The sequence below is a fragment of the Komagataeibacter sp. FNDCF1 genome (genome assembly GCF_021295335.1).
Classification (GTDB): Bacteria; Pseudomonadota; Alphaproteobacteria; order Acetobacterales; family Acetobacteraceae; genus Komagataeibacter.
On sequence record NZ_JAIWOT010000002.1, the window covers coordinates 146,299 to 157,503 of the forward strand.

Here is an 11,205-nt window from a genome sequence, read left to right on the forward strand (position 1 = left end):
GTATGTAAAACACCAGATCGGTCAGCACGCCGCAAGGGGCTGCTCCTCCCCGTGCTCGGCGTCTGCGTCGCCTGCGCGCGGGTCCGGTGCTGCCGCTACGCGGCACCCTTGCCCCGCACCGCCCGACCCGCTGGCAACGAGAGCTGAAGGAAAGAGTAATCAGGCAGCACAACCTGGTTAGCACGCCCGTTCCTGACATCCCGAAAACCTGACCCCGGAACCATCCCGGCCTGCAGAAGCAGTGCCGGGTGCCGGCGTTTGTACGGAGCACGGCCATGTCGTTCCAGCTCAACCTCTTCGGTACAACCGCTCTCGCAGATACCCAGAACGACCTTTTCTGGGGCGAACTTGAAGGTGAAGACGGTTCATCCCCTGCCTCGCCCGCCACACCGGCCGCGATGGCCCTTCCCCAGATCGACTTTCATACGGTTACCGACCGAAGCCTCGCAGCCACCTGGAAACAGCGAGCCCGTGACAATGCGCTGGCAATCGCACTGCTCAAGGAGATCGAAGAAGCTGACCGAAACGCATCGTCCCCCGAACAGATCGTCCTGTCACGCTTCATCGGCTTTGGAGCAGGAGAACTGGCGAACAACCTGTTCCCATCTGGAAGCGATAGTGCCCGTCCAGGCTGGGAAGAAATTGGCGAGGCGATCCATGCCTCCACAACAGACATTGAGAGGGCAGGACTGAAGCGCGCAACACAATATGCGCACTTCACCCCTGAACTGATCGTGCACGCACTCTGGAGTAAAGTGTTGCGGATGGGATTCAGAGGCGGTTCCGTGCTCGAACCCGGGTGTGGCACCGGTCTTTTTATCGCGGCCCGACCGGAAAAGCTCGAGGGACGCATCGCCTTTACCGGGATCGAGAATGATCCGATCACAGCAAGGATTGCGCGCAGGCTCTATCCGAACCAGTGGATCCGCAGCGAGGATTTCACGACAGCGAAGCTCGCAACCGGGTACGACCTTGCGATCGGTAATCCACCCTTTTCCAATCGCACCGTGCGGGGCCCCGAAGGTCTGGGGCGGCTTGGCCTGAGCCTGCATGACTTTTTCATCGCCCGATCCATCGAAGCACTCCGCCCGGGCGGCATTGCAATCTTCGTGACATCCCGCCATACGCTGGACAAGACGGACAGCACCGCGCGTCGGACCATCGCTAAAATGGCTGACCTCGTGGGGGCGGTCCGTCTTCCGGCCGGAGCCATGCGCGATGACGCCGGCACGGACGTCGTGGTGGACGTGCTGGTGTTTCGAAAGCGCATGATCGGCGACATGGCCGATGATGAGGCCTGGCTGGAAACCAGCGCTCTTGTGGACACCGACCAGGGCAACGGCCCGCTCCTTGTTAACCGCTATTTCCTCGACCATCCGGAGCAGGTGCTTGGCCGTCACGGCTGGACCACCACCCAGTTCGGCCCCGATTACACATGCCACGCGCGTGCCGACTGCGGACTCGATGTGATGTTGCCCGAGGCCCTGAGCCGGATCGGGCAGGACGTGCGCTTTTCGGAACCTCTGGACCAGCGCATCGTCCGGCCGGCAGGAGCCGGTGTGCTGGTCGGCACGGCTGCCGATGGCGCCCAGCTGAAAGAGGGCTCCTACTTCGTCACGAAAGGTGTCCTGCAACAGATCTGCGACGGCCAGACCGCCACGGTCGCCATCAGGAAAGGGGATCAGAAGGACGGCCTTTTCCAGAAGCATGCCCGGATCATTACCGCACTGATACCCGTCCGGGATGCGGCACGCGCGGTTCTGCGGGCGCAGATGGAGAACCTGCCCTATGGACGCCTGCAGGGCGACCTGAAGCGTGCCTATTTCAGCTTTGTCCGACAGTTCGGACCGATCAACCTGATGAACGTGACGGTCAGGATCGACCCGGAAACCGGGGTCGAGAACGAAACCCAGCGGCGGCCAAACCTGATGCCATTTTACGATGATCCCGATGTCTGGCTGGTTTCGTCCATCGAGGAATATGACGAGGCGACACAGAAGGGCCGGATGGGACCGATTTTCTCGGAACGGGTCATTCATGCGCCTGTCGAACCGGAAATCCATTCCGCCCACGACGCCCTGGCTGTCTGCCTGCATGAAACAGGCGGCGTGGAAATGCCGCGGATCGCGGAACTCATGGGACAGTCCGAAGCTGAGGTCGCAGCCGCACTGGGGGATGCGGTGTATCTCGATCCGGTACGGAGCGTGGACGGTCGCGATGTCTGGGTCATGGCTGACGAAATGCTCTCCGGCCCAGTGCGTACCAAGCTGGAAGAGGCACGCGATGCAGCCCGGATCGATGGACGCTACGCCCGGAGCGTCACGGCGCTGGAAGCCGTCCAGCCAGCCGATCTGCGTCCTTCGGAAATCACCGCGCGCCTCGGGGCTCCGTGGTTGCCGGTCAGTGACATTATTGCCTTTACCGCCGAGGTGCTCGAGGTCGAGACGATCATCTATCACGCGCCCGCGGTCGCCTGCTGGACCGTGGAGAAACGGGCATTCATGGGCAAGGCCGAGGCAACGTCAGTCTGGGGAACGGAACGGCGACATGCCGGCGAACTGCTGGAAGACGCCCTGACGCAGGCATCGCCAAAAATATGGGATGTCTGGCGTGATGGCGATGGCAATGAGCACCGCGAACTGAACACACAGGAGACGGAAGCCGCAAAGGAAAAACTGGCGGCGATCAAGCGTGCGTTCGAGACATGGGTCTGGCAGGACGGTGACCGGGCCGAGCGGCTGGTACGGCTGTATAACGACACCTACAACAACCTGGTTGCACGCGCGTTTGATGGCTCCCATCTGCGCCTGCCTGGTGCAAGCACCACGATCAGCCTGCGCCCCCACCAGAAACGGGTCATCTGGCGGATCATCGCCGCAGGCGGCACGTATATCGCGCATGCGGTCGGTTCGGGAAAGACCTTCTCGATGGTCGCGGCCGTCATGGAGCAGAAGCGGCTCGGCCTGATCAGCAAGGCGATGATCGCCGTCCCCGGTCACTGCCTCGCCCAGATGGCCCGCGAATTCCTCATGCTCTACCCGACCGCGCGGATACTTGTCGCTGACGAGACGAACTTCGTGAAGGCAAAGCGCCAGCGGTTCCTTGCCCGGGCCGCGACCGGAAACTGGGACGCGATCATCATCACGCACGATGCGTTCAGGTTCATCCCGGTGGAGGGCGATTTCGAGCGGCAGATGATCGAGGAGCAGATCGCGTCTTACGAGGAAGTGCTGGAGAGCGTCGACGCGGATGACCGCCTGTCGCGCAAGCGGGTCGAGAGCATGAAGGAGAAGATGCAGGCTAAGCTGGAAGGGCTGTCCGGTCGCAAGGACGATCTCCTGCATCTGGGTGAGATCGGCATCGACCAGATCCTCGTCGACGAGGCACAGCAGTTCCGGAAGCTGAGTTTTGCAACCAACCAGTCCGACCTGAAAGGGGTCGATCCGAACGGCTCGCAGCGGGCCTGGGATCTCTTCGTGAAGACCCGCTATCTGGCGGCAAAAAATCCGGAACGCCCGCTGATCATGGCGTCCGGCTCCCCGATCACCAATACGCTTGCCGAAATGTGGACGGTCAGCCGCTATATGGATCTCGCCGCCCTGCAGAAGCGCTATCTGCATGAGTTCGATGCCTGGGCAGCCAATTTCGGCGAAACCCGTACAGAGCTGGAACTGCAGCCGAGCGGGCTCTACAAGCCGGTCACGCGGTTCACCGAGTTTGTGAATGTCGCCGACCTCATGGCGATGTATCGCGACTTCGCAGATGTCGTGCAGCAGGATGACCTGCGGCAGTACGTAAAACTGCCAGCGATCCGTGGCGGGCGACGTGAAATCATTGTCGCGCCGACAAACGACAACTTCAGGGCCTACCAGAAGACGCTGGCTGCCCGGATCGACGCCATCGAAGCGCGGCAGGGACGACCCCAGAAGGGTGATGACATCCTTCTGTCCGTCATTACTGATGCCCGCCATGCTTCGATCGACCTGCGCTTTGTGGCATCCCTTGTCGCGAGTGACGATACATCGAAGCTGAACCTGATGATCGTGAACGTGTTCCGGATCTGGCAGGAGACATCGGAAAGCCGTTACACCGATCCCGAAACCGGTCGACCACATGATCTGCCAGGTGCGGTGCAGATGATCTTTTCGGATCTGGGCACCGAAAGCGCGATGGAGACGCGCGGTTTTTCGGCCTATACGTGGATCCGCGATGAACTGATCCGCATGGGCGTGCCGCGCACGGAAATCGCGTTCATGCAGCATTATAAGAAAAGTGCGGCGAAGCAGAAGCTGTTCGGTGACCTGAATGCCGGCCGCAAGCGGATCCTGATCGGTTCGACGGCCACCATGGGTACGGGCGTCAACGCCCAGCAGCGCCTCAAGGCCCTGCACCATCTCGATGTGCCGTGGCTGGTCTCCGACATCATCCAGCGCGAGGGACGGATCGAGCGGCAGGGCAACCAGCACGCGGAAATCGAGCTCTATGCCTATGCACAGCAGGGTTCTGTTGACGCGACCAACTGGCAGCTCCTCGAGCGCAAGCAGCGCTTTATTGGCCTTGCCATGTCAGGTGATCGTTCCATCCGTCGGATTGAGGACATTGGCGGGGAAGGGGGAAACCAGTTCGCCATGGCCAAGGCGCTGGCCTCAGGCGATGCACGGCTGATGCAGAAAGCCGGGCTGGAGGCCGATCTTGCGCGGCTCGAGAGACTGGCGGCCGCCCATTATGACGACCAGTTCGCTGTAAAACGTGCAATCGACCGGGCCGAACGCGAGATCGCTGATGCAGAGCGCCAGATCCCGCTCATCGAGGCGGATATCGCCTGTCGCGAGCCTACGAAGGGGGATGCGTTCGTACTGCGTCGGGACAAGGGGGACGTCAGCGAGCGAGAGAAGGCCGGATCATGGCTCCTGTCCCAGGTCCGTCTGGCGGCGAAGAACGGTGAGGCAGGGGTCTGGAACCTCGGACGCATCGGTGGGTTCGCTGTCATGTGCGAAGCTGTGCCTGGCCGCCGCATGCGCGGCGAAAAGCGCGCGGTCGACGTGACGCTGTTTCTGGAAGCGCGCTCAGGTCGCATCGAAATCGCCGTCGAGGACGGCACGAAGGGCCTCGGACTGGCCTCGCGCCTCGAACATGCGCTGCTTCGGATCGATGATGTGCTCCGTGACGCAATCCGGATGCGGGAGGAAGCGCAGCGTCGCCTGCCATCTTACCGCGCCCGTCTGGGCCTGCCGTTCGCGGAACAGGCAATGCTTGACGAGAAGCGCGCGGAGCTGAAAGCGCTGGAAGACGATCTGGCCGCGACCGCCACCGAAGACGATCCTGCGAATGACGATACCCAGAAAAAGCGGAAAGAAGAGGCAGCTGCCTGAGAAGGGCTGCCATCTCCGGTCAGGCGCCGCAAGGGGTGGCACCTCCCCGTGCTCGGCGTCTGCGCCGCCTGCGCGCGGGTCCGGTGCCGCCGCTACGCGGCGCCCTTGCCCCGCCAGCCCGGCGCTGCCTGCCCGAAAGCATCAGGAAAGGAATCCTGACAACACGGAGTGAAAACCATGGAACTGCGCGAAGTCGATCCAAAATCCCTGCTCGACAACCCTGAAAACCCCCGGAAATCCGCGCCCAACGAAGCGGAAGACCGCCAGCTGGCGCTGAATGTCAAGGCCGTCGGGATCATCCATCCGCCTCTGGTCCGCGAAACCCCGGACGGTCTGATGATCGTTGCGGGACATCGCCGCCGGCGTGCTGCGGTCAAGGCCGGGCTGAAAACCATTCAGGTGACGGTGGCTGGGGACGATGCGGAACTGGACCGGATGCGTGCTGCGTCGGAGAACATGATCCGTCAGCCCATGACCCAGGTTGAACAGTGGCGGGTTGTTGCAAAGCTTCGGGAAGAAAAGAAGTGGAATGATACTGCGATCTGCAAGGCGCTGATGCTCACACCGGTGCAATTGAAGCAGATCGGTCGGCTGTCCTCCATCCTTCCCGATATTCTCGCGTGGATCGAGGCAGGCAAAGGCCCGGGCAATCGCGAGTTGGCAAGCATCGCTCTCGCATCCACCGCGCTGCAGGAACAGGTCTGGGGCCATTTCGGGTTTTCGGTTGGCGCTGCGCCGCCCGAAGAGGTTGAAGCCTGTGAAGATGACGGCGAGCAGCTGCCCGACGGAAATTGGGAGCCCGGCGCGGCAGTCCCCGACTGGGACCGGATCGCATCGGCCCTGCGGCAGGACCGTTTTTACGCAATCGAGGCCTCCTTCGATGACGCCATTGCAAAAAGCTGCCGGATCGCCTGGCAGGAAGATCTGTTCGGTGAAGCCGGGAAGGACGGCCGTTATACCGATGACGGCTTCGCCTATGAGAAGGCGCAGCGCCAGTGGCTGGGTCAGAACACGCCTGAAGACGCACTGATCCTGCAGAGCGACGAGAACGGCGACCCGGTCCTCGAACCCGGCATGGTCCGGATCTACTGGCAGCGCGAGGGCGCCACGAAATTCTTCTGGCTTGATCATCGCCTCAAGGTTCGCGAGGGCTGGTGCGTTCTGCCGGGCAGTGAGGCGGCAGGTCGCACGACGCCGTCCGCCGTCATTGAAGCCCTGCCCGAAGGGCCAAGGGAACGGCCCGATATTTCGGGGCGCGGTTTTGACATGATCGGCAGTTTCCGCACCCAGGCGCTGCATGCCGCATTGGACGGCATGCGGGGTTCTGCCGATCCATGGATCCTGGTCGGACTGATGATCGCGGCCCTCAACGCGCAGAATGTCCGGGTTGATGGCGATGCCGGAGCACATTATCCGCAGCGTTGCCCTTCACGCCGGCTTCTGGCCGCCGCCGGACTGTTCCAGGATGGCGAGATGGCGCTGGACGAGGCGGTCCTGCGTGGCGCCGCTGTCGACGTGCTGAAAGCCGTGCTGTCGTGCGAGAAGAACGGGACGAATAGCGGTGACTGGAGTGTCCTGGTCGGCCATATCGTGAAAGCGGATGCCCACCTGCCCACCATGGCGGACGAGGACTTCCTGAAAACGCTCAGCAAGCCCGGCATCACGAAGGCCATAAAGACCGAAGGCATCCTGCCGCGCAATACCGGTAAGGAAATGCGCCGCGCCCTGATGGACCATGTCGGACAGGGGATCTGGGTGCACCCTGCAGCACGTTTCCAGGTCGATGTCGCAGCGCTGAATGCCACCTTCGCGGAAGCGCTTACCCCGCCATCCGAAGCGGATGACGATGATATCGACCCGGAACACGATGCTGGTGCGCTGGCTGATGGTCCGGGAACCGATGATCCTGCTGCGACGGGCATTGAGCTCGATGAAGTGACTGACACGCCCCCGGACCAGGCGGCAGATCAGGAGGATGACGTGCCGCACGGCAGGGTGGAAAGTCTGGCTTCGCCATCGCAGACACCTGAAGAATTCCTCAGGACGCATGTTGAGTTTGTAGGTTTCAGCTGAGCGAGGCTGGTGCTGCCGTACTGCTCTGGCTCACGGCCCGTCGCCCCAATGGTGACGTCGGGCGGTGAGCCAGCAACGGCCTCTGGGAGAACGTCGACCGGGAAATTCTGCGATGCGTCCCCACCGGGCTTATCCGGAACGTCAGGTTACGCGTTCACCTGCGTCGGCGAAGGAGAACCGTGGTGACCCATGAATACATGACGGAAAAGCGTCTGATCGGCAGGTATGTGGTTGAACTGGGCTTCCACCCGGATGGTGGGGTTCTGATCCGGACGCCTGAAATCTACCCGCCCGCGGCCCGCCGATGGCGGGGACCCTATGAGAGCGTGGAGGCGGCGGTGGTCGAATTTTCCGCTTTCACGGCGGTTCCAAGAGTCACGTCGGACGAACTGGCCCGGCTGAGAGAGAGTGGTTCTGTCGCTGAAATCTGCGGAAAGGACGTGATGATCTGGCACTGCCCATGGCGGGAAGCCACGACACTGAGTGAATTTGTCCTGGTAAGGGAGGACGGCAATGCCTGATTTTCGTGTCACGCTGGTTGAGCGCCTGTTTGAAGCGGATGCCGGCGATTTCAGGGTCACGGCGACGGATGCCGAGGCGGCTGCGCGGATCGTCCTCAATGCCGTCCCCGACAGTGTGGACTCTGACGGGATCCGGACTACCATTCTGCCTGACGGCCAGGAAGTGGATCTTGAGGTCGAGGAAGTCGTCCATGGCGAGATCGTGGCCATGGTCCACGATGCCGGGACCGGTGTGCTGCGGGGGCAGTTTGGTTTTTCCCTTGTTTTCAGCCCGGGGCGAGAGGCAGCCACCGTTCTCGCCAGAGTGACGGATCGTGTCCTTGCGGATGACGGTGAGCGGGAGACCCATGCAGCCTGCATGCTGTTGCGCCGGTACCTGCACGAATACCTGAACGCGGACGCGTAGGAAACGCAGGAAGAAACAGGAAAAAATATGTCTGAAGGGCCACCGCGCCTCAAACGGTGGCTCTTGTCCCGCTCCGCGGGCCTGCGATGCCGGCGCACGCGCCGCGTTTGACCCGCGATATCCCTTCAGACCGCCAGAAGACATTCAGACAAGGAGAATGTCCATGGCGACCGCAAGCCCGTCATCCCGTCAGAGAACTGTCGTGCCGGGGCAGGAAGAGATGCCTGATCTGTCGCGTTATGATCACGTCGTCGTCGCCTGTTCCTTTGGCAAGGATTCCCTCGCCTGCACGCTGCACCTGCTTGAAAATGGCGTGCCGCCCGACCGCATCGAGTGGTGGCACCATCTTGTGGATGATGACGGGGACGTTTTTGACTGGCCGCATGTGCCTGATTACGGGCGGCATCTGGCTGCAGGCCTTGGCGTCAGGCTGTATTTCTCCGCCCGCCAGGGCGGGATCATGCGGGAAATGCTGCGCGAGAATGCGCCGACTGCACCGGTCTGGTTCGATACGCCAACAGGGCGGGTTACTGTCGGTGGCAAGGGACCGCCCAATACACGACGCCGCTTCCCGCAGGTTTCGGCGAACCTGTCGGTCCGCTGGTGCTCCCCATACGCCAAGATCATGGTTGCGGATGGCGCCCTGCGGAACCAGGCGCGCTTCAGTCATGCCCGGACCCTGTTTGTAACCGGAGAACGCGCGGCGGAATCCGCGAACCGTGCCCGTTACGCTGTCTTTGAGCGACACCGGGCAGACAGTAGTGATGGTCGGGTCCGACGGCATATCGATCACTGGCGGCCGGTACATGCCTGGAGTGAAGCGGCTGTCTGGCAGGTCCTGCGTCGGCATGGCGTGATTCCGCCGCTTCCCTATCAGCTCGGGTTTGGCCGTCTGTCCTGCCTGGCATGTGTATTCATGTCTGCTGATCAGGCTGCAACGCTGCGGCACATGGACCCGGATCGGTTCGCCCGGCTGTGTGAGTGGGAACGCGCATTTGGCTGCACCATCCGACGCGACCGGGACCTCGGCACGCTGGCCAATGGCGGCACGGTCTACGGCCCCGTGCGTCGGCACCCGGGTCTGGTGCGCCGCGCGCTCTGCCACAACTGGCGTGGCCGTGTCCTCACCTCCCCCGAACAATGGGTCCTGCCCGCTGGCGCATTCGGCGAGAGCGCCGGGCCGGTCTGACCCGCCTCATCCTTAAGCAGGGAGAAACCCGATGTTAGCGCCTTTCCAGATCCGGAAATTCCTCGACCTGAGCACCGGCCACCTCCCCCTGTCGGACCGTGGATACCTTGAGAGATATGCAAGGTCAGGTGGTTCCTTTGGGCTGACCTGCCTGTCCGGCCCGCACGGATGGTTTGTCCATGTCCCGCTTATGTGGACGGCCTTTACGATGCAAGAGGTCACATTGATTGCATTGTCGTATCTTTCTTCTGCGTATTTTCGCTCCAGCGAAATGCACTGATACTGTCATGATGTGGAGATCCGGTCAGATGCGCCCTTATGTCCGGCCTGTTTATGCGAAATCCTTCGCTGGCCATCATGGGTGTTCGCTTGCGTGTCAGGCACCAATCTGGATCTCGTGCTCAATGGCACATGGGGACATTCGGTATTGCCTGAACTGCTTCTGATTACAGTCTTTCCCATCACGCGGTCAGTGCATACTGCCGGATCTACCGGAGCTTATTCCGGTATCCATCATCCTGGTGGTACATGTCAGACTATAGCGACACTGCGACCGGCCGGACGATAGATCTCTTTGCGCGACAACAAAACCCAGATGATCCGGGCCAGCTTGTTGGCTAACGCCACGGTTGCCAGACGGCCCGGGCGACGTTCCAGAAGCTTGCAAAGCCATACTCCCGCAGCGCTATCCCATTTCTGTGCGCGGTAAAGCATGGATGTTGCGCCCAGAACGAGCATCTTTCTTATTTCCCGGTTGCCCGTTTTGGTAATTCTGCCCAATCGGGTTTTTCCGCCCGATGAATGCTGGCGCGGTACGAGACCAAGCCAGGCTGCGAAGTGCCGGGCCGTATCGAAAGCCCCAATATCGGTAACAGACGCGACAATCAGGGAGGCGGTTACCGGACCAATGCCCGGGATGGTCAAAAGACGGCGAGCATCTTCATCCTGTTTGGCATGTGTCCGGATACCTCCTTCCAGGTTTTCTATGCTTTCGTTCAGTCGACCATACTGTTCAAAGAGCAGCATGGTTGTCTGTTTCAGGGCATCAGGCAGATTGGATGAGGTTTCGATTTTCGCCAGAAGTTCGGGGAGACGGGCATTTCCAAGGGGAACAATCAAACCGAATTCCGCTGCAAGTGCACGCAACGCATTCACCAGCATCGTTTGCTGTTTGACCAGAAGGGTACGAGTTGAGTGCAGCGATAACAGGCTTTGCTGCTCCCGATTTTTAATCGGGACGAAGCGCGTGTCGGGATGGATCGCGGCAAGACAAATCGCGGCGGCATCAACAGCATCGTTTTTCTTGCCACGTTTGACAAATGGTTTGACCATTTCAGGGGGAATGAGTTTTACCTCATGACCGGTGTCACGGATGACACGAGCCCAGTGATGCGACGTGCTACAGGCTTCGAGTACGACCAGGCAGCGCTCCAGCTTTTCAAAGAATGAGATAACTTCACTCCGCCCGAGTTTCTTCTTGAGCAGACATTTTCCGCTTGCGTCCGTGCCATGCACTTGAAAAACAGACTTGGCGATATCCAGGCCGATTATGGTAACTTTCATCCGGGCGGTCTCCTCTGAATGGTCTTCCGACCTCATCATGGCACATTGATGTCGCATGGAGGCCGTCCACCCCATCTGGAT

The 11,205-nt window shown here is 61.1% G+C and carries 7 protein-coding genes; 6 read left to right on the top strand and 1 reads right to left on the bottom strand.

Going from position 1 to position 11,205, the window contains the following annotated elements:
- Positions 1-275 precede the first annotated feature (275 nt).
- From LDL32_RS17410 to LDL32_RS17435, 6 genes are all read left to right on the top strand, one after another.
- Positions 276-5,372 carry a lactate dehydrogenase gene (locus tag LDL32_RS17410; protein WP_233069191.1) on the top strand — a complete coding sequence of 1,699 codons (5,097 nt, stop codon included), beginning with the start codon at positions 276-278 and terminating at the stop codon, positions 5,370-5,372.
- Between the two features lie 177 nt (positions 5,373-5,549).
- Positions 5,550-7,445, top strand: a complete 1,896-nt coding sequence (locus LDL32_RS17415; RefSeq protein WP_233069192.1) for a ParB/RepB/Spo0J family partition protein — start codon at positions 5,550-5,552, stop codon at positions 7,443-7,445.
- 182 nt (positions 7,446-7,627) lie between these two features.
- Positions 7,628-7,966 carry a hypothetical protein gene (locus LDL32_RS17420; protein ID WP_141261647.1) on the top strand — a complete coding sequence of 113 codons (339 nt, stop codon included), beginning with the start codon at positions 7,628-7,630 and terminating at the stop codon, positions 7,964-7,966.
- On the top strand, positions 7,959-8,372 hold the full coding sequence (locus LDL32_RS17425) for a hypothetical protein (RefSeq protein WP_233069193.1): 414 nt from the start codon (positions 7,959-7,961) through the stop codon (positions 8,370-8,372). Before LDL32_RS17420 ends, LDL32_RS17425 begins: the two co-directional genes overlap by 8 nt.
- Positions 8,373-8,529: 157 nt before the next feature.
- Positions 8,530-9,561, top strand: coding sequence for a phosphoadenosine phosphosulfate reductase family protein (locus LDL32_RS17430; protein WP_233069194.1), 1,032 nt, complete (start codon positions 8,530-8,532; stop codon positions 9,559-9,561).
- A 31-nt stretch (positions 9,562-9,592) separates the two neighbouring features.
- A complete protein-coding gene (locus LDL32_RS17435; RefSeq protein ID WP_233069195.1) occupies positions 9,593-9,841 on the top strand; it encodes a hypothetical protein in 249 nt (82 codons plus the stop codon).
- A 251-nt stretch (positions 9,842-10,092) separates the two neighbouring features.
- Here the strand turns inward: LDL32_RS17435 and LDL32_RS17440 are convergent.
- A partial coding sequence (locus LDL32_RS17440; RefSeq protein ID WP_233069196.1) for an IS110 family transposase occupies positions 10,093-11,205 on the bottom strand: 1,113 nt, incomplete at its 5' end.